Origin of the sequence: uncultured Desulfovibrio sp. (assembly GCF_902477725.1) — a bacterium.
GTDB lineage: Bacteria > Desulfobacterota > Desulfovibrionia > Desulfovibrionales > Desulfovibrionaceae > Desulfovibrio.
Map to the genome: position 1 here is coordinate 51,506 of NZ_CABSIF010000007.1, position 23,032 is coordinate 74,537.

Below are 23,032 nucleotides of genomic sequence, written 5' to 3' on the forward strand. Positions count from 1 at the left end.
GCAATCAGCGCGTTCAGCCCCTTACCAAGAAATATTGTGAAAGAAGTGGCCCCCGATGTAAAGTCTTTTTTTTAGCATTGATAATCACTATCAATAAAGGAACAATCAGGGGGAGTCTGCGAGAAGCGCATGAAAAGCCAATTTTCAGGAACCGAAGTTAGCCGAAAACTACTTGTTCGCCCTCTTCGGCAAGCTTGCGCCTTCAGGGCCAGATGGGGGATGGGCAAGGGACGTTCCCGGTACTGTGAGCGGGGCATCAGGGGGAGCCGATTCTAGCGGGGAAACCTTGGGTGCTTCAGGCGCGGCAGGGGCGCTTGTTGCTGCGCCCTGGGCTTGCGCAGGCTGTGTTGCGTTTGCCGGAGCCGCCACCGCATCAGAGGCGGCTGCTGGCTTGGTGGGTGCAGCCACGTCGGGTGTTGTGTCTGAAGGAGCTTGCCCGGAGGGATTGGTCTGTGACGGTTGCGCAGGCGCGTCGGTTGCGGGCTGGGCCTGATCCGCATTTGCTGCGGGTGCAGGCGCAGAAGCGGGAGGCGCTGGCGTTTCCACAGATGCTGCGGGCTTTGTGTCCGCGCCGCCGAAGTTTCCCTCAGCATTTTTGCGGCGCGCGCCAAGCACATTGGGCAGCACCGCCCGCAGATCGCCAGTCACCAGCAGGCCGCTGGGGCTCAGGCCCACAAGCTCGCGGGTCAGCGCTGCGGAACGGACCAGCAGGCCAGCCTGACCCCCGCCTTCCACATACATGACGGTGCGCACGTTGAGGGGCAGGTGCAAGACCTGCTGCGCAAAGGAATAGGCCTCCACGGGCTGGCGGCAGTGCATAAAGAGAATCTGCCCATCACCGTCCTGCGCCACTGCGGAAATGGAGTAGTGCGGGCCGCCGGGCGACCAGAGGATGCGCCTGTCGGCATTGATCATGCGGTAGTTTTGAATCACAAGATCATAATGATCCATCTGCTGCCGCCACAGGGGGCTATCGCGGTCAAGAATGGCTGCCTTGGGCAGCGTAGGTTCGTCCGGCCCGGCCACAAAAAAGGCGCCGAAACGCTGCACCACGCGCCCGTTGTTCACATGCGAACCCTGACGCATGTAGCCTGTGCTGGTGGCAGCGTCAGGCAGGTACATGCTGGCATTGATGGCCGCAACAAGGTTGTACTGTTCTCCCCACTGGTTCAGCTGGCGGGAGGGGCCGCCATCTTGCGAGCGGGAGCAGAGGGTAAAGTCAAATGCGGCAGGGTCAATACGCAGGACGGTGAGGCGGGCATCGCCTTCGTCGAGCTGAAATTCGCCAAACAGAAGACCCGGTTCAAGCTCCCGCCAGTCGGCACGGCCCTGAGCGTCCACGCCGCCTTTGGCGGCTGCGGCGTCAGCGGGCTGCATGGCGTGGGAGTCAGCGGCAAGCAATGCCGGGGCGGCAGGCAGCACAGACGCGTGCCCCTCGGCGGGCAATACCGCGCCGGGGGACTGATTGCCCTGCTGGTCTGGCGCGGCAAGGCCGGGCCGGGGCATGGCTACGGTGCAACAGACAATCAGGGCCGCCAGCCATGTGGTCGGCAGACTGCGGATTACCCGCCATGCGGGCCGGATTGCGTCCGTTGCTATAAAGAAAAACTGCCGGGTATTCATGTCTTGCCGTCTATTTTTATTGTCCGTAACCTGCATTACGACCGCTTTTGCCATTTGGCAAGGTGCGATGGCACATTTTTATTGACATATCAACTTATCTTGATATAAACATAAACAGTCACGCCGCAGTAATTTATCGGGCTGCGGGCATATCGCGCCAAGGAGTCTTTCCATGCATATCGGCAAAATGATCAGGGAACTTTCGGTCCCTTTTTACTCTTTGGAGTTTTTTCCTCCTTCTGACACGGCCCAGTTGCCTGATTTTTATGCCACGGTGGACCGCCTGCGCGCACTCAACCCCCTGTTTGCGTCAGTAACCTACGGTGCGGGCGGCGCGCGGCAGCAGAATACCCTTGCCGTCACGGCAGAGCTGGCGCGGCGGGGCATTACTGCCATGGCGCATCTCACATGCGTGGGCGCGGATCCCCAGTCCATCGCCACATTTTTGCACGATTTGCAGGCTTCTGGCGTCAACAATGTGCTGGCCCTGCGCGGCGATCCGCCCGCCGACAAACCGTGGGACTGGAACAAAGCCCACTTTCACAATGCCTCTGACCTGGTGGCCTTTGCCCGCGAGCAGCAGCCCGGCCTGGGCATAGGCGTAGCTGCCTATCCCGCCCCGCATCCCGAATCGCCCACCTTTGCGGAAGACAGGCGCTGCACGGCCGAAAAAATGCGCGCCGGGGCGGACTTTGCCCTGACCCAGTTGTTTTTTGACGCCCGCGAATATGAAGACCTGGTGAGTCATTTGCGCGGGAAGGGCATTACCACGCCGATCATCCCCGGTATTCTGCCCATTCAGAGTTTTGACTCGCTGCGGCGGGTGCTCTCGCTGTGCGGGGCCAATATTCCGGGCAAGCTCTACCTTGCCCTTGAGAAGGCCAATAACGATGGCGGGGCGGAAGCCGTGCGGCAGGTGGGCCTTGATTACGCGGTGCGGCAGATACGCAGCCTGCTTGATGCTGGCGCACCGGGCATCCACCTGTATACATTGAACAAGGCAGATATGTGCCTGCGGCTGGCCGAAGCCGTCGGTACGCTTTAGACCTGTTGCCTTTGAGAATATGCGTTTTCAAAGATTCAGGGTGTTCGCTCTGGTTTTGAAAAGTTCAAATTGACCGGGCATGCGGGGCGTATTGACCACCCCGCGTGCTCAAGGCTACTCTGCCGCCATGAGTTCATCCATCGAAAAAGGACACGGCTGGCTGCTTGTGGCCGTGTGTACCTCCCTGTTTTTTATGCCGTTCATGATGGCCGGAGTGAACGCCGTGCTGCCGCCGTTGGGGCAAAGCCTCCATGCCAGCGCGCGCGAACTGGGTCTCATGGGGGCCTTTTATTCCATGGGGCTGGCTGTGTTTCAGCTGGCCAGCGGCAGCATGGGCGACATCTGGGGGTATCGGCGCATATTCTTGTGGGGCATCGCCCTGTTTGCGCTGGCCGGAGCCTTGCTGGGTTTTGTCAATTCCGTGCCGCTGTTTCTGCTGCTGCGTTTTGTGCAGGGGATGGGCGGGGCCATGTTCAACGCCTGCGGTCTGGCCCTGCTGGCCTCGGCGGCTCCTGAGGGGCGGCGCGCTTCCTATCTTGGCTACAGCGGATCGTCAGTTTACGCAGGTATTGCCTGCGGGCCGCCTGTTGCGGGCTTTGTGGCCGGGTGGCTTGGCTGGCAATGGCTGTTCTGGGGTAGCGCCCTGGCGTCCGTGGGTGTGCTGCTGCTGATGAAATACCGCGTCAAGCTTGAATGGCGCATGGCCAAGGGCAAGCCTTTTGACTGGAAGGGCTGCTGCATCTATGCGGGAGCAATGACGGCCCTGACTTTTGGCTCGTCCGAGCTGGCCGATGCTCCGGCCCTGGCTGGCGGCCTGCTGGTGGCCTTTGTGGGGCTGATGGCTGCTTTCTGCGTCAAGGAACTCAAGAGCGACTATCCCCTGCTTGATCTGCGGCTGCTTGCCCGCAACAGGGTCTTTGCCCTGTCTTCATTGGCTGCGTTCATCAACTATAGTTCTTTTTTCGGCATCGTGTTTTTTTTCAGCCTGTATCTTCAGTTCGGGCGCGGTATGACCGTGCAGCAGGCCGGGCTTTTTCTTGCGCTCCAGTCTGTAATGCAGGTCATGACCACCCCTGTTGCCGCGCGGTTGTGCGGCAGGTTTGAGCCGGGCAAGGTCAGTGCGGCGGGCATTGCCCTGTGCGGGCTGGGCCTTGTTGTGTGCGGGCTTTTGCGGGTGGATTCGCCCATGTACGTGCTTGTTCTGGCCCAATGTCTGCTCGGCGTTGGTATCAGCCTGTTTGCGCTGCCCAATACCACCATTATTCTTGAGAGCGCGGGGCGCGATCGGGTGGGGCAGGCCGCAGGGCTCACGGGCGCTGTGCGTACGGGCGGCCAGTTATTCAATATGGCGCTCATAACCTTGACCCTCGGGCTTTTTCTTGGCAGCGAACCAGCTGGAACGCATAATATTGATGCCTTTATGGGGGCCATGCGCGTTGACCTGATAATCTTTGGCGTGCTCAACCTCCTGGCTGTGGGCTGCGCATTGGCCCGCAACCGCCGTTGATCGCCATTTTTATCGCCCGTTGATATCGCTGATCACCTGCCCCCTCGCGGACAGTCATGCCGCACCTTTTGCAAAATGAGGCAGGTCCGCAGAGAAAAATGCCTCGGGGTAAATCTAAAGTTTTTATCTGTTCCGCCGAAAAAGGTTGAAGGACGGATAACGCAATGGCCGACGCAACCTCCGCGCAACTGCGCATGATGCTACAGGGGTATGAACAGCAGCTGCTGGCAGCCCGGCGTCTTGCAAGGCTCAGAATGCGGCGCAGAGTTGCCGAAGGCGATGACCCCAGCGACCCTGATCCTTCTGCCAGCCGTCACATGATGGTTGAGAAGGTCGCCCGCGAGCTCTACGAAACCCTGCTCTATACTGGAAGCGACAATCCTGTGGTGGAGGAAATCCGCCAGGAACTTGGCCGTGAAGTGGGGCAGGAAGTGCAGTTTACCTATCCGCCTGGCGGCAGACTGCGTATAGTGGGGCAGGGGCCGGAAGGCCTGGAACCTTTATCGGATGAAAAACTGCGTGCGACCCGTAACGCCCTGTGGCGCGTCACACGAAAAAAAGTTGACGAAAGCATGCTTGACGAACCGCCTGCCATTTAGGTCGGCAGCAGGTTGAGCAAGCGGAGAGGACTATGGAAATTCAGGGAAAGATCAATACGTTTCTCGACCCCTACAGCAACACGGCCAACCTTGAAAAAAGCGGCGAAGCCAGACTGAAGGGCAGAGCCAGCGCCACACCTTCTGAAAGCCCGCAAGGGGACACCGTCAGTGTATCGCAGGATGCCCTGCTGCTGACGGAAGCACGGCGCACAGCCCAGAATACGCCCGATGTGCGCGCCGAAAAGGTGGAAGCATTGCGTATTCAGGTCTCCAACGGCACCTACAAGCCTGACAGCAAGCTTATTGCCGCCAATCTTGTGCGTGAGGAGCCGGGGTTGTTCAGGTAGGGCAGCAGCCGAAAATAATCACTAAAAAATACTCGAAAAGAGCGGTCAGGGAGCAGAATCCCTGACCGCTCTTTTTTGGTGGGCGGAGGGGCAGGAGGAAAACTGGTTGCCCAGGGCAGGGCAAAGGGGGGGAGGGGCCCAGCAGTACGTCGGCATGTTCGGCATGGTTTCTGCAATTCCCTGTGTGCCGGTATTCCGGCAAGGAGTCTGCGCCATGAAATTGACAATACTGCGCCATCCGGCCTTCTGGATAACCACCGCCGCCCTGCTTGTGTGCTGGGCCTTGCCTGCGCATGCCGTGCGCATCAAGGACATAGCAACGTTTTCGGGCGTGCGCGACAACCAGCTCATCGGTTACGGGCTGGTGGTTGGTCTGGCCGGAACCGGCGACAAGAAGGACTCCGTCTTTACGCTCAGTTCCATGAAAAACATGATGGACAGAATGGGCGTGGGCGTGGACGCCTCCGCACTTAAAATCAAAAACGTGGCCTCGGTCATGGTGACGGCGCGCATGCCCGTGTCGGCCAAGCCCGGCACCCGGCTGGACGTGACAGTGTCCTCCGTGGGTGATGCTACCTCCCTCATGGGCGGGGTGCTGTTGCAAACGGCCCTCAAAGGTGTGGACGGCAAGATCTACACCCTGGCTCAGGGCGCGTTGACCGTGGGCGGTTTTTCGGCTTCGGGCAAAGCCGCCAGCACCACAAAGAATATCGCCACCGTGGGTATCATCCCCGGCGGCGGCATTGTGGAACGGGGCATTCCCTTTGAGTTCAACCAGCAGGACAAACTCACGCTCAATCTGCGCGTGGGCGATTTCTCTACAGCGCAGCAGATTGCGGAACGCCTCAATGGAGCCATGGGCGGGCACTATGCCCGCGCTGTGGACGCCACCAGCGTGACCATGGACGTACCCCCCCAGTACCGCAACAACCTCGTGCCGCTCATGGCTTCAGTGGAAAATCTGGATGTCAGCCCCGACACCGCAGCCAAGGTGGTTGTGGACGAAAAGACAGGCACGGTTGTGCTTGGGCGTGATGTGCGCATCTCCCGCGCTGCTGTGGCCCACGGCAACCTGCAAATCACTGTGCAGGAAAGCGAACAGGTTTCGCAGCCCGGCCCCTTCTCTCAAGGGCAGACCGTGGTGACTCCGCAGACGGAAACCAACGTGCGCGAAGAAAACCGCCATCTTATGATGGTGGAAGGCGCGACCCTTCAGGAACTGGTGGACGGCCTCAATGCCATTGGCGCAACCCCCCGCGACCTCATCTCCATTTTACGGACAATGCAGGCCTCGGGCTCCTTGCACGCGGATCTGGAGGTAATTTAAATGACCACGCCCATGTCAACCGCTCTCATTCCTCCTGATGCCGGCGCGGGCGAAATTGCCCGCAAGGAAGTTCAGTCGCGCCTGGCGGGCATTGGCAATCTGGGCGGGAAAAATATTGACCCTGCGCAAAAGGAAAAGAAGCTGCGCGAATCTTGCGAGGGCTTCGAGTCCATCTTCATCCAGAAAATGTGGGAAGAAATGCGCAAAACCCTGCCCAAGTCCACCTTGCTGCACGGCAAAGAGGAGCAGTTCTGGCAGGGCATGTACGATCAGGAACTGGCCAAAAAAATGACATCAGCTGGCGGCATAGGTCTGGCCGATATGATGTACGCCCAGCTTTCGCGCAGTCTCACATCCGCAAGCCGCGCCACGGCAACGGATGCTTCCGCCATTCAGCGGCCGTTTACGCCCGAGGCCGCCCCCATGCTTGCGCCTGTCCCCGATGCAGGCAATGCGAACAGCGGCAATAATGGGGCCTCGGCAAAGGGCAGAAATGGAGCACCCGGTGCAACCACGTCCGTGTACGGTGGTGTTGCCCCCATGCAGGATGCCGGACAAGGCCAGAACGGCTCTGCCGCTGCACGCACCCTTACGGGCGATCAGGCCGCAGCAGGCGGGCAGGATCCTGAAGAAGCAGCGCGTCTTGCCGAGCAGGCCATGCAGGCCTCGGCCCAACCGGAGCGGCACAGGGTTGTGCGCACCACCAATGTTGTCGGCAATATGAATTCCGGCCTCAATCTTGCCCGCAAGGCGCAGTTTGAAGCGGGCAGCAAGCTGGGGCCCAATGCGGTGCGCCCGCCCATGCAGCAGATGCTGGGCCTTGCCCAGCCGCAGAGCAGAGCCACACAGGCAGATGGACAGAACTGGGATCAGGGCGGCATGCAGATGGATATGGCCGGCATGGGTATTCCGCCGCTTACGGGAAATGTATTTGACGCTCAGAATATGGATGCGGCTTCCAACGGGCAGCAGCAGGCAACACAACCGCCCATGCGTCAGCAGCAGATGCCAGGGCAAAATGCTATGGGACCCAATGGCCAACCTATGCAGCCTCCGCAGCCGCAAAAGGTACGCTATACCACCAATATTCCGCCCACAGGGCGAGGCGGCAAGCAGGGCTTGATCCGTACGCTCAATGTTGACGGCGCAGGCCCCAACAGCAATGCGGGTGCCGGCATTGCCGCCTACCATGCCCAGCAGATGCAGGGCGCAGGCATGCAGCAACAGGCTCCTGCACAGGGGGCACAGCCCGCAGCGCAGGTAGGCACCTTGCCCATGGGCCCGGCGGGTCAGCCCGCAGTTCTGGCAGCAAGTCAGCCCGCAAGCCCCGGCGTCCAGGCCCCCAATCAGCCTGTGAACCCCGGTGTTGCCCCAGTGGCTTCGCCCGCATCTACTCAGGGCGTGACCAGCCCAGTGCCACTGACAGGCGGGCAGATATTCGTGCGCCAGGGCGGCCAGGGCGGAGTAGCCAAGAGCGCGGCAGCCTCGGGTATACCGCCGCTGACAGCTACAGACGTGTACGGCAAACCCTAACTAATATCTGTTGCGAGATTGCTCCGGCGAGGGCTGAGCTGACGATGCCGCACGCTTCTGCGGCGCTTGGCTGCTCCCCCTGATCAATCTCTCGTTTAACCACTCTGGAAGCCTGCCCGGAAGGATTTTCAGGCACGAATTTTGCTTTAATTGTGCCGGGGCGGCAGTTTCTGCCTTTCTCTGTCAGGCAATATCCTGACTACGGCTGAAATCAATGGCCCTCGGGAGGTTCACATGCACAACGCCATTTACGAATCGCTTTCGCGTCAGGACAAGGCCCTTTGCCTGCTGCGCGACCTTCTTGAAGAAGAATATACTTGCCTTCTTGATCGCGATACTGATGCCGTGGTGTCTCTTGAGTTCTCCATACAGGAGCTGATCCGTCAGCTGGCCGTGGAAAAAACTTCTGTCATAAGAGGTCTGGGCGGCATGCGGGCCATGGAATATGCCGCTGCGCTGCCGGACGACATGGGCGCTGCCCTGAGGGAAATCCTGCAACGGATTGACACGAGCGAGCAGTCTGTTGCTCGCCAGGCCTCGCGCAACACCAACCTTTCTCTGGCTCTGCTTGATCAGAGTAGCCGCGCGCTTCAGGCGCTCACAAGTCAGGCCATGCCGCCCAAGGCGGAAACCTATGGTCGCCGTGGGGGCATGAGCGCCCAACGGCAGACGCAGGCCGCGTTGATCTCCGGGAGGCTGTAGTCATGCTCAGCGGTCTTATGAATGTGGGCAGGACTGCCCTCAATGCCGCGCAAGCCTGGATTTCGGTCACTGGCAGCAATATCGCCAATGCCGATACCGAAGGCTACACCCGACGCTATGTGGATCAGCGCGATGCGGGCACTCTTGTCTCCAAGCCTGGCGGCGAAGGGTTGGGAGTTAATGCACAGCAGGTATTGCGGTATTTCAACTCGTTTCTTGAAAGCTCCTACGTGCGACAGTCCACCAATTCTGCCCGTTGGAACGAGCAGGAAAACATCATGGGGACGTTGGAAAGTCTTTTCAACGAATCCAACCGGGCTGGCATAAGCTCTTCCATGAACGCATTTTTTACGGCATGGCAGAAGCTTGCGCAGCGCCCTGGCGATACCGCCTCGCGTGAAGATCTGCTCTCATATGCCGACAACCTTTGCGACATGCTCGGCAATACAGCCACATCGGTCAAGGCGCTGCAAAGCCAGATGGATGTTTCCATCAATCAGGGGGTCAGCCGCGTCAATGAGCTTTCCAAGAGCATTGCTTCCCTTAACAAGCAGATCAATGCCACGACCGTCGATGGCGTAAGCAATCCCAATGATCTGCTTGACCAGCGCGACCAGCTGGTGCGCGAAATGGCAACCTATGTCGATGTGAAGACCGTAGACTCTGGGGGCGGTAACTTTACGGTGTCGCTCACCACCGGGCAGCCCCTGGTGCAGGGTGTCAACACCAATGATTTGGAGATTCGTGAACCGCGCGCGGAAAGCCGACTTTCCAACGGTTCGACGTATACTGGCAGTATCAAGTATGACGGTTCCGACAGCCATGAATATACGGTGGATATTGTTTCCGGAGGCAATGCCGGCCCTGCGGGCACTGCAGGCAACCCCACGTTCCGCGTTTCGCTGGACGGCGGCAAAACCTGGCTGCGTGATGAGGACGGCAATGAACAGCACTTTGAAATAAGCGCCACGGGCACATCCACCGATCCCGTTCAGGTGAAGAATCTGAAGATATCCTTCGATTCCACCAGCAATTTTACCGTTGGCGACAAGTTCGACATCGTGCCCAAGACCGGGCTTTACTGGATTGAGCCCTCACGCGGCCCGCAAAACGTGACGCCCCAGGTGGGCTTTGACGGAACGGACACCGCCGGTCGTGTGTCAGGCGGCAAGCTGACCACCTACTTCAATATTCGAGACGACAATTGCGGTCGGTATATGGATGAACTGGACGCCACCGCCAAGTCGCTTATCTGGGAAGTGAACCGCATCCACAGCCAGGGTGCTGGCACCTCTCAGTTCGATTTTGTACAGGGGCAACAGGGCGTTTCCAACACAACGGTACCTCTGGGATCGGCTCAGGCCGTGCTGCCGGAGTCCAGCAGGCTCCAGGCCGGCAACGTCAATTTTTATTTTTACAACAAAACTTCGGGCGACTATGTTTCGTCGGGTCAGCTTGACTTCAGCGCCATTACACCCGGAACGCCGAACTTTGATCCCAGCAAGCACTCGCTGAATGATGTTGTTTCCGCCATCAATTCTTCGTTCCCCGGCAAGCTTACGGCCAGCATTCAGGATGGCAAGCTTGTGCTCAACACTGCGGCTGGCAGCAACCTGCAATTCGCGCTGGGCACCGACAGCACAGGCATGATGGCAGCCCTTGGAGTGAATACGTTTTTTACCGGCACCACTGCCAGCAACATAGCCACAAGCAAACAGTTGCACGACAATGAGAACTACATTGCCGCCGGGCAGGTCAACGGCCAGCAGCAGATAAATAAGGGTGACAACGCCACGGCCACGGCCATTGGCAAACTGGCCAGCACCAACGTGAGTATTTCAACCGCGTGGAAGACCACCACCAACCAGACCATCGGCCAGTACTATGCCAGCCTGGTTACGACCGTGGGCGCTGATACCCGCCTTGCCAAAACAAATTCGGAATACCACAAGGCCCTCACCAGCGACCTTTCCGAGCAGGTTAGTTCTGCTTCTGGCGTCAACCTTGACGAAGAAATGGCCAACCTGATCAAATACCAGCACTCCTACACGGCAGCGGCAAAATTGATAACCACCGCCGACCAGATGCTGCAAACCCTTCTTGGGCTTAAGCAATAGGAGCCCGACATGGCTATACGCGTTACGCAAAATACCATGTACGACAAAATGACGAGCCAGATGCAGAAAAGTCTGGCCGCCTACATGGAAAGCAACGAGCAAGGTTCTTCGCAAAAAAAGATCAACAGGCCATCGGATGATCCTGCTGGCACATACCGCGTCCTGGTGACCCGCAATGACATCAGCGCCACCACCCAGTACCAGAGCAATGTGGATACGGCCAAGGGCTGGCTGTCGCTTGCCGACAACGTGCTTGGCACACAGCTGAGCAACTCGCTGACAAGCCTTAAAGCTCTGGCTGAGCAAGCCTCTACTGGTACCTATTCGGCAGAGAACCGCAAACAGATCGCGGATCAGGCCCGTCAGATATTTGGCCAGATGCTCAATCTTTCCAACACCCAGTACGAGGGCAACAGCATTTTTGCCGGTCAGCGTTATGACGGCAACGCCTTTGAGGAAGGGTTGGCCCTGACCAGTGCCGACACCAACTGGGATACGGCCATTCAGGCCGGGGACTATACGATCCAGGGTGCGTCCAGCAAATCCATGATGGTCCAGTTTACCAGCACCGGGACGCTTGATGGCGGGGCGCAGACTTTCCGCTGGTCCAACGATGGCGGCACCACCTGGAGCACGGGCACTACGGCTGGCAGAACCCTGACTGCCAACGGTGTAACCGTCACCATGAAGAACGATATGGCAGTTACCGCAGCCGATACAAGCGCCGGGGCAGGATCAAAGAACGGTACGCTGGTCTACATCCGTCCCACGGCCGTCTATCAGGGTGACGACAATGATCCGCCGCCGACGATGACTGTTATGGGCGGGCCCGCCAATCTGACGACATCCGCCGCCGGATCTTTTGGCGGCAACGTGCTGTTGCGTATGGACAACAACGCCAACCTTTCCTTGACGGGCAGTACGGTCAACTATTCGTACAGCACTGACAGCGGATCAACCTGGGTAGCGGCAACTGCCACCACTGATGGTTCAAACAAGCTTCGGCTGCTCGTGCCAAGCGGGTATGTGGATATGGATGCCACAACGGTAGCTGGCAACACCGTAAACGCTGGCACGCAGATTCTTGTGCACCCTGACCGCGCCGATCTGAATCTTGAAATCATGAAAGGTTCGTATATTTCGGTAAACAACGTGGGCAAGGATATCTTTGGCGGATACTACGAAGGCAAGCCAGCCCTGCCGGGTTCGACAAACCTGTTTGACATGGTGGGCGAATTCGTCAGCTATTGCGAAAATAACAATCAGGAAGGCTGCCAGCAGACGCTCGCAAAAATTGCCACTGTGCAGCAGAATGTGCTCACCCAGACAGCCCGCATTGGCGGGCTTGAAAATCGGGTGTCAACTGCCAGCGATGTGCTCAGCTTTCAAAAGCTAGACCAGCAGGAACGATTGAGCTATACTGAAGACGTAGACCTGACCGAGTTGCTGACAAAGCTGACCCGGCAACAGTTGACGTATCAGACAGTGCTTCAGTCTTCTTCAAAGATAATGCAGATGAGCCTGGCCAGTTATCTCTGATGCCGAGTAGCGGCGGATTTTGCCGCCTGATGCCGGGCAGACATAAACGCTGCCCGGGAGCGGTTCATGCAACGATATAATTAACGGAAGCACCTATGCTCATATTGACGCGACGCCCAGGAGAAAGCCTATATCTGGGCGAAAATATACGCATAACTATCCTGGGCATGCAGGGTAAACAGGTCAAACTGGGCCTGGAAGTACCCGATGACACCACGGTATACCGCGAAGAAGTTTACAAGCGGGTTGTTGAGGAAAACCGGCGCGCCCTTGAAACCAGTAATAACGACCTCATGGTGGCTGCTGAACTATGGCACGAAACAAAGAAATAGAAATCGACACCCGTCTTGGACGCCGTTGTATCGATACGGATAAGGTTGTGCACTTTCCCCGTGGGCTGGCCGGGTTTGAAAACGAGCGGGATTTTATCCTGCTTCAGATCCGACCTGAAGCGCCCTTGCTTATTTTGCAGAGCGTGAATACCCCGGTAGTGGGCCTGTTGGTTGCCGATCCATACAGTTTTTTTGACAAATCCTACGCACCCCAGGTGGGAGATGCCGAAAGGCAGTTGCTCCATATCGAGAGCCTTGAGCAGGCAGCCGTGCTGGTGACGGTTTCCATTCCTGCGGGCGCGCCCGAGCAGGCTGCGCTTAATCTCACCGGCCCCATTGTCATCAACTATGAGGCCCGCGTGGGTTTGCAGGTGCCGCAGTGCGGCGAAGGATTGCAGCAGGTGAACCTGCACTCGCTCAAACCTGTTGAAGAAAAACAGGATGCGGAAACCACTCTTGCTGATGGTGCCAACCCTCAGGAATGTTGCTGCGCCAAGGCCACACCCACGGAATAACGCGTCACTTTTTTATGCCACGTTGACCCGGCTGTTGTGAAACAGCCGGGTTTTTTTGTATGGCAACTTCGGCTGGGGGGGCGTACTTGTGCATTGTTCACAGGCTTTGCCTGCTGTCATAGGAAAATAATTTTGTAACAATATGTATTTAATGAGTTTAGTGTTGCTTTGTCATGATGAAATTGTTAGTGGAAAAAACAGCGGTGGTGAAATTAATAACTTGCATGCTGTTTGATAAGGTGCTAGATTGAGCGCACAAACAGTCTAGGAAAGACCCAGTTAGCTTTGGAAACGTTAATTGATCGGCCTCATAACAGCCTGTAAAAATTACAGATGGCAACCCTCGGCAAAATCCGCAGACCCCTTCTGCGAATCCGTACCCCTTAACGGAACAGTTTTGCCTGCCTCTGCGTCCGTGCCGCTCTCTCCTCGCCTGGCGGAGCGGTAAACAGGACAATGTTGGCCCGGCGGCATACCACAGATGCCGCCGGGCCAAAATGTTTTTCCCGCCAAAGCAAAAGGTTGTCCACACCAAAAAAGTTTGCCGCACGCTTGCATGAGCGTATTGCTCAGCTTTGTTTCTGTGCTGTTGCACATATATCAGTCGCAGATATGGAGTGCGGATATTTGCTATTTTGCACCGCAGAAGATACTTGCCAAGTATACGGTAGATGTCCGGTTGCTGGCAGATTGAACGTGACACACAAAATCACACTGCGGCGCAATCCACTGCGGCCCACTACAGGGATAGTACATTGATGATCAAGACGTTCGCGCTTTTTGTGGCCACGGCCCTGGCAGAGATAACAGGGTGCTACCTGCCCTGGCTGTGGCTGCGCAAAGGCGGCTCTGCCTGGCTGTTGGTGCCCGCCTGCCTGAGTCTTGCGGTGTTTGCCTGGTTGCTGACCCTGCACCCCGCAGCCAGTGGCAGGGTCTATGCCGCCTATGGCTGCGTATATGTGGTTACAGCCCTCTTGTGGCTGCGCCTGGTTGACGGTGTACCGCTGGCCAGCACAGATATCTTGGGCGGTGCGGTGGCTCTGCTGGGCATGGGCATTATTGTTTCCGGCTGGAGAACCGCCGCTTGAAGGCTCGAATCCTCGGCCACAAATGCAAAAAGCCGGGTGCAAACCCGGCTTTTTTACGCTCAATACTGAGTGGAATGTTTAGTCGATGCCCATGGCCTTGCTGATTTTTTTTGCGGCCTTTTTGACCTTTTCCAGGGGGCTTTTTTCCGCCGCTGCCTCAAATTCGCGCAGCAGTTCTTCCTGCTTGGCAGAAAGGCGGGTGGGGGTAAGCACTTTCACCTCCACCAGCAGATCGCCGCGCGAACGACGTCCGGGGTAGGGCATCCCCTCTCCGGAAACGCGCAGCAGGGTGCCGCTCTGAATACCCTTGGGGATTTCCAGCGGCAGATTGCCGTCAAGGCCGGGAACTTCTGCCCGATGGCCCAGAGCCGCCTGCACAAAGCTGATCTCGAGGGCGTAAATAAGGTCTTGTCCCTGACGCTGCCAGCGTTTGTCCTGCTCAACGGTGAGCACAACATAGAGATCGCCAGCCGGGCCGCCGTGGACACCGGGCTCACCCTCGCCGCGAACACGCAGGCGGGTGCCGCTGTCCACACCGGCAGGCACGCGCACCACAAGTTCGCGGGTGTCTGTGGTGATGCCTTCGCCCTTGCACTTGGGGCAGGGCTTGGTGATGACTCGGCCCGAACCCTGACAGGAGGGACAGGGCATGGATATCTGGAAAAATCCTTGCGACCGGCGCACCTGGCCGCTGCCGCCGCACTGGCGGCATGTTTCCGCCTTGCTGCCGGGGGCCGCGCCGCTGCCGTTGCATTCGGAGCAGGTAACGTGCTTGGGCAGGGAGATGCTGATCTCGTCGCCCTTGGCGGCCTGTGCAAAGGTGATGGTCAGGTTGTAGCGCAGGTCAGCTCCGGCCATGGGCCTGGGGCCGCGCGTTGCGGTAGAAAAGCCAAAAAGATCGCCGAAGATATCGCTGAAATGCGCAAAAATATCATCGTTGCTGCCAAAACCACCCGTGCCGCCCTGAACGCCAGCGCGCCCAAAACGATCATAGCGCGCGCGCTTTTCAGGGTCGCGCAGCACGTCATACGCTTCGGCGGCTTCCTTGAACTTTTGTTCGGCCTCGGCATTGTCGGGGTTGTGGTCAGGGTGATACTTCAAGGCCAGCTTACGGTAGGCCCGTTTTATTTCGTCATCTTCGGCGCTGCGGCTTACGCCCAGCACTTCGTAGTAATCGAGCTCCATCGTAGTTCCGGTCACTGTGCGGCTTGTGCGCCTGTGCTAAAGGTTGTACATAAACGCGGCGGCTCCCCTGGGGAAGCCGCCGCGCGGACAATGTGTCCCCAAAAGGCTATTCCTCTGCGGCGGCCGCGTTATGGCCGGGCAGGGGGTTGTAAAGACTGTCGTCATCAGGCAGAACCTTTCCGGCGGCAATTTCGCGCAGGGCGGTTACGGCCTCTTTGTTGCGGGATTCTACCAGCGGTTCATAGCCTTCGCGGTACTGGTGCACACGCTTGATAGCCATCTGCACCAACAGAAAACGGTTGTCTACGCGCTGCTGACAATCTTCCACGGTAATGCGGGCCATGCTGCCTCCGTAAGTGCGCGGCTGAAACGCCGCATTCCGGGCCGCCACGGGCAACCCGGTTGATAAATAATACCGCCCGACCATTTGTAAAGGCCGGGCGTGTGCAAACGCCTTGGTGCAGGATTCCCCTGCTGAAATAAGAATTGATATATGTCGTCCGCTGTGCTGTCAATAGGGCTGCTGAAGCGGCAGCCAGTGCGGAACAACAAGCATCCTGAAAGTTGACGGGTTTGCCGGAAACAAGTTTACGGAAAAAATTATGAGCAGAGAAAAAAGATCATTCGCGCAGGAAACCTGTGTTAAAAGCGCGGGCAAGGCCATGCAAAAGACCGGCATGCTCTGGCCTGGATGCCGTGTGGCCGTTGCCGTTTCAGGCGGTGTGGACAGTTTTGTGCTGCTGCAAAGCCTTAAAATTCGCCAAGGAATCGTACCTTTTCACTTTGAAATCATGGCGATCCACCTCAACCCCGGCTTTGACGAGCAGAGCCACGCGACTCTTTTGCCCTGGCTGGCCAAGCGGGGCATACCTGGTCACATAGAAATGACAACCTATGGGCCGGACGCGCATTCAGAAAAAAACCTACGCAGGTCGGCCTGTTTCCGCTGCTCCTGGCTGCGGCGCAAGCGCCTTTTTGAGTTGTGCGCCCAGTATGGCGTGACCCACCTCGCGCTTGGGCACAATGCGGACGATCTGGTGCAGACGTTTTTCATGAATCTGAGCCGCAATGGGCGCGTGGACGGCATGAGCATGAATGAATCGTTTTTTGGCGGCGGCCTGCAACTGATACGCCCACTGCTGCTGGTGGAAAAAAAGTTTATCCTCAAGGCCGCCAAGCAGTGGGAACTGCCCATATGGGCCAATGCCTGCCCCTCGGCGGGCAATACCGCCCGCAGTTCCATGGGGGAAACCCTGCAACACCTGTATGGGGTATCCAAAGATTCGCGCCGGTGCATTTTTAATGGTTTGACTCGCTGGCAGCTTGAAAAAAACAGCGCGGCTGCGGGCTTGAGCGATGAGCCGTCCCAGCCGGACGCCGATGCGCGTGACGGCGTTGCGGATTGACACAGGCCGTATCCCGGCTCTAGAGTGTTAGCCCAATGCTGTTCGGCAAATATCACATAGTCATCTTCACTGAAGGTCGTAGCGGCAGCCGCAACCTGCGCATGCGCGGCTGGTTTGGCTTTATTGCCTGTGTGCTGGTGCTGGCCCTTGTGGCCTGCAATGTCTGGCTGCTGCGCAGTTGGCTTGAAACCCGGCATCTGGGCGACGACCTGCGCAATGCAGACAAAACCATTGAAGAACAGCGCCGCCAGCTTGTGAATCTGGTTGAGCGCATTTCTGTTGTGGGGCATGATCTGGAGCGGGTGCAGAGCTTCGACTCCAAGCTGCGCATCATGATGAATATGGAGAAAGATCCCACGGAGGCCGGTTCCATCGGCGACAGACCGGGGGATTTTTCGCGTACCTATCTGCCCTTGCATCGGCAGGAACTTGCCGCCCGCAAGATGCTTGAGTTCCTTACCCGACTCTCTGAATCCGTGCGGCTTGAAGAAGTGCGCCAGCAGGACTTGCTGCTGGCACTGCGCGAAAACCGCGATGCCCTTTCTTCCATGCCGACCATCTGGCCTGTGGTGGGTTTTGTTTCTTCCAGTTTTGGCTGGCGCTCGGCACCATTTGGCGGGCGGGGGCAGTTCCACAAGGGCCTGGACATCACCAACCGCATCGGTACGCCCATCATGGCTCCAGCCCAGGGCATGGTGACCCTCTCGGGGCGCGATGGCGCGTATGGTTTCAGTGTTGAAATCAACCACGGCAGCGGCATTGTCACCAAATACGGGCACATGCAACGTTGCGCAGTGCAGGAAGGCCAGTGGGTCAAGCGTGGCGAAATTGTGGGCTATGTGGGCATGAGTGGCCGCACCACCGGGCCGCATCTGCACTACGAGGTGCGCCTTAACGGAGTGCCGGTTGACCCCATGCGCTATATTCTGGAGTAGGCCCGACCATTTCCGATTGTTCGTTTTTGCATCATGAACCCGCCGCGCGCATCCATAAACGGTTTGCGGCGGCGGGCGCAAGCAATGGGGAAGATACGGCACCATGCGCAAGCACCACAAAATTTCTGGCAGGCCTACTAGCTGCGCGCACCGCATGCCCCGGTATGCTGGCCTGCGTGGCGGTTTCTGCCAATATCTGTCGGATGCTTGCGCGGCATTTTCGTGGTTGCAGATGTTGACTGCTGACATGCTTGCAGTCATGGGCGCGGGCATGACCTGACGTGCGGACTCTGTGGGGCAGGTTGTCTCGCTACGTGCCGCTGGTCGGGCTTTCCGCTGATTCCACTCTCCCGATCAATTAAGCTCAGGCGCTCCCCCTCCACAATCCAGGTTTCGCATCCCGAATGCGGAACCATTTTTTATTTTTAAGGGTTGAATGCGCGCTTTGCGCTTATGCAGGATCACTATTTTTTGTGGAGAGGCATATGGAAACTACCGAAAAAGGACGGCGCAATTTCCTCAAATCCCTGGCGCTGGGGGCAGCGGGCGCTGCCATGCTGACGCCGCAAACCGCCAATGCGGCGGAGGGCGGCACCTTGCAGGTATGGTCGTGCGGCGGCCTTGCCGAAGCCATGATGCCTGCGCATGAGGCCTATCAGCAGCAATCGGGCGTCAAGGTTGTCTACACAGGTGCCTTTGCCGCGGCCTTGGGCAAATCCCTGCTGACTGGCGGCGGGCAGACGGAGGTCTTTGCCGGGCGCGTCCTGGCTCTGGCCCAGAATCTGCGCAAGGCTGGCAAGATGGTCAATTTCAGGCCCTTGTGTTTTACCAGCTACGTCATCGCGGTTCCCAAGGGCAATCCCGCCAAGATCAACGATATTGAAGACCTGACGCGCCCCGGCGTGCGGGTTTCCATGGCGCGGGATGCTTCCGCTCCTGGTGGACAGGCGGTTATGGGCATCCTCAAGGCTGCGGACATCACGCCCAAGGTACTTGCCAACGTGCCCGAGCAGGGCAGTTGCGTGCAGCGTTCTGTGGAAAGCGTTGCCGAGGGTAAGGCTGACGCCATGATTGTGGAGCGGCGCATCACCCGCATGACGCGGTTTGCTGATCGGCTGGACTTGGTGGAAATTCCCGAACGGTTTTTCCCCGCCGGACCGCTGACTTTTACCGTGGGTATGATGGCCAACGCGACTGATCCGGCAAAGGCCGCAGCCTATATGGACTGGATTACCAGTGCGCAAGGGCAGGCCTTTTTTGAAGCGGCGGGTTTTATCCCCGCCATTTCGCCCAAGGGCATGGAACTTGTGGAAAAGCTGGGGGTAAAGGATGTTGCATGAAATTGTCGCCCGTCCCAGCCTGAGGCTGAGGGCGCTCCAGTGGTGTAATCGCGCAGTGCTGTTCGCCTCCACGCTGTTTTTGGGCGAATGGGCCTTGTTTGGCGTGTTCCGCTGCCCCTTTGTTGTGCCCTTTGTGAGCTGCCAGAACTGCCCGGTCATTACCTGTCCCGGTCAGGCCGCGCGGATGTTCTGGGGATTCTGGGGCGTGTGGCTGGCTGTGGCGGCCGTGTTTGGCAAGGCTTTTTGCGGCTGGCTGTGTCCTGGGCAGCTGGCGAACCGGGTTTTGGCGCTCAATCCTTTTCGTTTTGGCCCTAATCCCGTGGGCGTGGCTAATTTTCGCTGGGCCCGGTATCTAATGCTGGCGGCGGGGCTGACAGCCTGGTTTGTTCTGGGGCAACCGCGCGTGGACGTGCCTATTCGTGTGGGGGAATTTTGGCCCTCGGCCTGGCTTACGTGGAAGCATGCTTTCCCCATGTTGGATTTGCGTCTGCTTATCACCTTGGGCGGGCTGGCGTTGGGGCTGGTTGTGCTGATGTGCTGGTGCCGGTTTGTCTGTCCTTTTGGCGCGGCGCTGGAAGTGGCGCGCAAGTTTGCGCCGTTCCGTTTTTACAGAACTGAGCAGTGCAACGATTGCGACAAGTGCAGGCGGGTTTGCGTTATGAGGACGAGGCCGGGCGAGGAGAATTGCACCAATTGCGGTGATTGTGCGGACAGTTGCCCCACGGATTGCATCCAGTTTGGGGTGAAGCGGTATGGTCGCAAGGGGAAGTAAAGCAGAAAGGCAGGGATAGTTTTGCGGCGGGGTAGAGCCTGTCGAGCGTATTTACGCAAACCCGACTTTTTTGGCCTGACGGCGTTAAAATCCTGTTTTTGATGCTCACGTACTTGAGTACGCTGCGCTCAAAAGCAGGATTTTTCCTTGTCAGTCCAGAAAAATGCGTATTTTGCAAATTCACTCAACACCAGCCATCGCCCTCGCTTCGCTCCGGCGAGTTTAAGGAAGGCGACTCCACGACCTGCTTCTGATGTCGGGTGGGGGAAAGGCAGAAAAGGCAAAAAGGCAGGGAGAAAAAGGCAAAAGCAGGGGAGAGGGTGGCGGGGAGGGTGAGCCTGTCGAGCGCATTTACGCAAACCCGACTTTTGCACCCTGAATGCGTCAGCGCCGGGATTTTGATGCTCACGTACATGAGTACGCTGCGCTCAAAAACAGGATTTTTCCTTGTCAGTCCAGAAAAATGCGTATTTTGCAAATTCACTCAACACCAGCCATCGCCTCCGCGTCCGCTCCGGCGAGTTTAAGGAAGGCAACTCCACAACCAGCTTCTGATGACGGGCTGGATTCTTTTGAGTCGTAGATTTTTCGTCTGGTTATAGATGAATGGTAACTGGCATTACTGTATGCAATTTACCGATATGCTAAATTTTTTTGATATCGTGATTAGTCCTGTATTTGTGGCGACTGAAACTCCAGAAACTACGGGAAAAGAGTACGAAGCTATTTCCGAAACGAGCAGCTATACCTGTGGTAGTTGGCTGAAACGGATTCACATTCAAAGTGAAAGCGGACTCTGGCATTAACGCGGCGCGGAGGGAGATCACCTGAGCGAGCGCAGCGAGTGATGGAAGCTCCCGCAGCAGATGCCGCGTTGCCCTCGCCGCATGAAGAATGCTGAAAGCCCTTCTTAGGGGGTGTTCCGGGGGGAGTGCAGAGGGGGCCTAGGAGGGGCGCAGCCCCTAACAGGTCCCCTCTGCCCACGCCGGGGAGGCGTCCCAAACTCCGCCGGAGGACGGAATCCCGTGCCCGAAGGGCAGCAAAAAAGATCAGCATCGTCCAGCCTAGGCGAAATCGCACGTCGCGCAGGCGTCCCAAACCTCGGCGGGCGGCGAAGCGCTGTGCCCACAGGGCGCAATGCCGCCAGCAAAAAGGGAGCAAACCCTTAGGCCTGCTCCCAGCATATTCCATACGTCAAAAACAATTTACAACTTCGCCGCTCCAACCCCCGGCACAACCTGCTCCAAGGCATGCCCAAGAGAAAGCAACTCGCCCTCGGCAAAGGCTTTGCCAAAAAGCTGCATACCCACGGGCAGCCCGCTCTCGGCGCCAACACCCACAGGCATGGAAAGCCCGGGCAAACCCGCCAGATTGAGCGAAAGCGTGTAGGCGTCCATGAGGTACATCTGAAGCGGATCGGCGGTCAGGCTGCCCACATTCCATGCAGGAACGGGCGAGACCGGAGCCCACAGAGCATCGCATTTATCAAGGGCGGCAAGGTATTCATCGCGGATGAGGCGGCGCACCTGCGCGGCCTTGCGGTAGTACGCATCGTAATAGCCGGAGGAAAGCACATAGGCTCCCAGCATGATGCGGCGCTTGACTTCCTGCCCGAAGCCCTCGGTGCGCGAATGCACGTACAGCTCTTCAAGATTTTTGATATCCGTAGCGCGGCGGCCGTAACGAACACCGTCAAAGCGGGCGAGGTTGGAACTGGCCTCGGCCATGGCGATGATATAGTAGGTGGCGATGGCCGCATCGGTGTGCGGCAGGCTCACTTCCACCAGTTCGGCGCCCTGGGCCTGAGCAATGCTCATGGCGTTCTGGCATACGGCGCGCACTTCAGGGGCCAGCCCTTCGCCAAAAAATTCCTTGGGTATGCCCAGCCGCGCGCCCTTGAGGGGCTTACTGTTCAGTGCGGCCACATAGTCGTCCACCGGGCGCGGAGCGCAGGTGCCGTCACGCTGGTCATGCCCGGCAATAACGGCCAGCACGCGGGCGCAGTCTTCCACGCTGCGGGTCAGCGGGCCAACCTGATCCAGTGAGGAGCCATAGGCAATAACGCCGTAGCGCGACACGCGGCCGTAGGTGGGCTTGAGGCCCACGCAACCGCACAATGAGGCAGGCTGACGGATGGAGCCACCGGTATCAGTACCCAGCGAAGCAAAGCATTGCCCGGCAGTGACTGAGGCTGCGGAGCCACCGCTGGAGCCGCCGGGAACGCGATTGACGTCACGCGGGTTGCGGGTGGTCTGGTAGGAGGAGTTTTCCGTGGTGGAACCCATGGCGAACTCGTCCATGTTGTTCTTACCCAGAATGACGGCCCCGGCCTCGCGCAGTTGCTGCACGGCAAAGGCGTCATAAAAGGGGGTGTAATTTTCGAGAATGCGCGAACCGGCAGTGGTGCGCAAGCCCTTGGTGGAGAGGGCGTCCTTGACTGTTACCGGCACACCCCACAGGGACTTGGCAGGATTGGGGCCTTCCTTGTCCATGGCGGCAGCAGCGGCAAGCGCCCCTTCCTTGTCCACGGTCAGCATGGCCGCTATGCGCGGCTCGGTGGCGTCCATGCGCGCAAGGCAGGCCGTAACGGCGTCAACTGCGCTCAGTTCCTTTTTTTGCAGAGCCTGAGCGGCTTGTGTGAGCGAGAGGGAACAAATTTCGGTCATGGCGTTCTCAAATATGTTCTGCACTGCGGTTTGCGCAATGCTGTGCGTTTTTGTGCGAGATGCTCCGGCGTTGGTGATCCACCGGGCTGCTGCACTGGGCCGGGGCAGAGCAATATTGCCCTGAAACTGCGCTAGACGATGCGGGGCACGATGAAATATTCACCATCGGCCTCGGGGGCATTGGCGAGCACTTCACTGCGTTCACGCCGCCGGGCCGACACATCGTCCCGCAGGGGGCCGGGATGCTGGGCCGGGCTGTACAGCGGTTCCACATCCTTGGTGTCCACGCGCGCAAGCACGTCCATATAGGCCAGAATATCGCCCATCTGGCGGGCAAACAGGGTCTGTTCTTCTTCGCTGACGCTCAACCGGGAAAGCGTAGCCATGTGGGCCACTTCTTCCAGACTGATGGTTTTGTTGTCTGCCATGTGTCGTCCTTTAAAGGCATGCCTGC

At 58.2% G+C, this 23,032-nt stretch carries 21 protein-coding genes; 16 read left to right on the forward strand and 5 right to left on the reverse strand.

What is annotated here, in order from left to right; genetic code table 11:
- Positions 1 to 168 precede the first annotated feature (168 nt).
- A complete protein-coding gene (locus RDK48_RS07950; RefSeq protein ID WP_298994983.1) occupies positions 169 to 1,623 on the reverse strand; it encodes a phosphodiester glycosidase family protein in 1,455 nt (484 codons plus the stop codon).
- 172 nt (positions 1,624 to 1,795) lie between these two features.
- Between RDK48_RS07950 and RDK48_RS07955 the strand changes: the two genes are divergently transcribed.
- The 12 genes from RDK48_RS07955 to RDK48_RS08010 all read left to right on the forward strand — a co-directional run bounded on the left by RDK48_RS07955 (position 1,796) and on the right by RDK48_RS08010 (position 14,274).
- Positions 1,796 to 2,668, forward strand: a complete 873-nt coding sequence (locus RDK48_RS07955) for a methylenetetrahydrofolate reductase (RefSeq protein ID WP_298994980.1) — start codon at positions 1,796 to 1,798, stop codon at positions 2,666 to 2,668.
- Positions 2,669 to 2,795: 127 nt separating this feature from the next.
- The gene (locus tag RDK48_RS07960; protein ID WP_308587879.1) at positions 2,796 to 4,175 is read left to right on the forward strand and encodes an MFS transporter; all 1,380 of its coding nucleotides are present in this window, start codon (positions 2,796 to 2,798) and stop codon (positions 4,173 to 4,175) included.
- Positions 4,176 to 4,339: 164 nt separating this feature from the next.
- On the forward strand, positions 4,340 to 4,774 hold the full coding sequence (locus tag RDK48_RS07965) for a DVU0524 family FlgM-associated protein (RefSeq protein WP_298994974.1): 435 nt from the start codon (positions 4,340 to 4,342) through the stop codon (positions 4,772 to 4,774).
- A gap of 32 nt (positions 4,775 to 4,806) precedes the next feature.
- The gene (gene flgM / locus RDK48_RS07970) at positions 4,807 to 5,121 is read left to right on the forward strand and encodes a flagellar biosynthesis anti-sigma factor FlgM (RefSeq protein ID WP_298994971.1); all 315 of its coding nucleotides are present in this window, start codon (positions 4,807 to 4,809) and stop codon (positions 5,119 to 5,121) included.
- 214 nt (positions 5,122 to 5,335) lie between these two features.
- Positions 5,336 to 6,448 carry a flagellar basal body P-ring protein FlgI gene (locus RDK48_RS07975; RefSeq protein ID WP_298994969.1) on the forward strand — a complete coding sequence of 371 codons (1,113 nt, stop codon included), beginning with the start codon at positions 5,336 to 5,338 and terminating at the stop codon, positions 6,446 to 6,448.
- A complete protein-coding gene (locus RDK48_RS07980; RefSeq protein ID WP_298994966.1) occupies positions 6,449 to 7,981 on the forward strand; it encodes a rod-binding protein in 1,533 nt (510 codons plus the stop codon). It abuts the gene before it with no gap.
- Between the two features lie 234 nt (positions 7,982 to 8,215).
- Entirely contained in the window at positions 8,216 to 8,683 is a 468-nt protein-coding gene (locus tag RDK48_RS07985; RefSeq protein WP_291443136.1) for a flagellar protein FlgN, read from the forward strand.
- Positions 8,684 to 8,685: 2 nt separating this feature from the next.
- Positions 8,686 to 10,800 (forward strand): flagellar hook-associated protein FlgK, encoded by a 2,115-nt coding sequence (gene flgK, locus RDK48_RS07990; protein WP_298994961.1) that lies wholly within the window; start codon positions 8,686 to 8,688, stop codon positions 10,798 to 10,800.
- A gap of 9 nt (positions 10,801 to 10,809) precedes the next feature.
- Positions 10,810 to 12,339 carry a flagellar hook-associated protein FlgL gene (gene flgL, locus RDK48_RS07995; protein ID WP_298994958.1) on the forward strand — a complete coding sequence of 510 codons (1,530 nt, stop codon included), beginning with the start codon at positions 10,810 to 10,812 and terminating at the stop codon, positions 12,337 to 12,339.
- A gap of 95 nt (positions 12,340 to 12,434) precedes the next feature.
- Positions 12,435 to 12,671: a carbon storage regulator CsrA gene (csrA, locus tag RDK48_RS08000; protein ID WP_240823687.1), complete on the forward strand. Its 237-nt coding sequence runs from the start codon at positions 12,435 to 12,437 to the stop codon at positions 12,669 to 12,671.
- On the forward strand, positions 12,650 to 13,186 hold the full coding sequence (gene fliW / locus RDK48_RS08005; protein WP_298994948.1) for a flagellar assembly protein FliW: 537 nt from the start codon (positions 12,650 to 12,652) through the stop codon (positions 13,184 to 13,186). The genes csrA and fliW overlap by 22 nt, the downstream gene beginning before the upstream one ends.
- Before the next feature lie 758 nt (positions 13,187 to 13,944).
- On the forward strand, positions 13,945 to 14,274 hold the full coding sequence (locus tag RDK48_RS08010; protein ID WP_298994945.1) for a YnfA family protein: 330 nt from the start codon (positions 13,945 to 13,947) through the stop codon (positions 14,272 to 14,274).
- Between the two features lie 78 nt (positions 14,275 to 14,352).
- Here RDK48_RS08010 and dnaJ read toward each other — a convergent pair whose 3' ends face one another.
- Together dnaJ and rpoZ are read right to left on the reverse strand one after the other, a co-directional pair.
- Complete coding sequence (dnaJ, locus tag RDK48_RS08015; RefSeq protein WP_298994942.1) at positions 14,353 to 15,459, reverse strand: molecular chaperone DnaJ; 1,107 nt, start codon at positions 15,457 to 15,459, stop codon at positions 14,353 to 14,355.
- 106 nt (positions 15,460 to 15,565) lie between these two features.
- Positions 15,566 to 15,802, reverse strand: a complete 237-nt coding sequence (gene rpoZ, locus RDK48_RS08020) for a DNA-directed RNA polymerase subunit omega (protein WP_022657721.1) — start codon at positions 15,800 to 15,802, stop codon at positions 15,566 to 15,568.
- Positions 15,803 to 16,061: 259 nt separating this feature from the next.
- On the opposite strand from rpoZ, the gene RDK48_RS08025 reads away from it, so the two are divergent.
- The 4 genes from RDK48_RS08025 (at position 16,062) to RDK48_RS08040 (ending at position 19,912) form a co-directional block, all read left to right on the forward strand.
- Positions 16,062 to 16,865: a tRNA 2-thiocytidine biosynthesis TtcA family protein gene (locus RDK48_RS08025; RefSeq protein ID WP_298994938.1), complete on the forward strand. Its 804-nt coding sequence runs from the start codon at positions 16,062 to 16,064 to the stop codon at positions 16,863 to 16,865.
- A 35-nt stretch (positions 16,866 to 16,900) separates the two neighbouring features.
- Complete coding sequence (locus RDK48_RS08030) at positions 16,901 to 17,800, forward strand: M23 family metallopeptidase (RefSeq protein WP_298994935.1); 900 nt, start codon at positions 16,901 to 16,903, stop codon at positions 17,798 to 17,800.
- A 485-nt stretch (positions 17,801 to 18,285) separates the two neighbouring features.
- On the forward strand, positions 18,286 to 19,140 hold the full coding sequence (locus tag RDK48_RS08035) for a substrate-binding domain-containing protein (protein ID WP_298994932.1): 855 nt from the start codon (positions 18,286 to 18,288) through the stop codon (positions 19,138 to 19,140).
- Positions 19,130 to 19,912: a 4Fe-4S binding protein gene (locus tag RDK48_RS08040; RefSeq protein WP_298994929.1), complete on the forward strand. Its 783-nt coding sequence runs from the start codon at positions 19,130 to 19,132 to the stop codon at positions 19,910 to 19,912. Before RDK48_RS08035 ends, RDK48_RS08040 begins: the two co-directional genes overlap by 11 nt.
- A 1,205-nt stretch (positions 19,913 to 21,117) precedes the next feature.
- Here RDK48_RS08040 and gatA read toward each other — a convergent pair.
- Positions 21,118 to 22,578 carry an Asp-tRNA(Asn)/Glu-tRNA(Gln) amidotransferase subunit GatA gene (gene gatA, locus RDK48_RS08045; RefSeq protein WP_298995411.1) on the reverse strand — a complete coding sequence of 487 codons (1,461 nt, stop codon included), beginning with the start codon at positions 22,576 to 22,578 and terminating at the stop codon, positions 21,118 to 21,120.
- A gap of 131 nt (positions 22,579 to 22,709) precedes the next feature.
- Positions 22,710 to 23,006: an Asp-tRNA(Asn)/Glu-tRNA(Gln) amidotransferase subunit GatC gene (gatC, locus tag RDK48_RS08050; RefSeq protein WP_298995414.1), complete on the reverse strand. Its 297-nt coding sequence runs from the start codon at positions 23,004 to 23,006 to the stop codon at positions 22,710 to 22,712.
- Positions 23,007 to 23,032 lie beyond the last annotated feature (26 nt).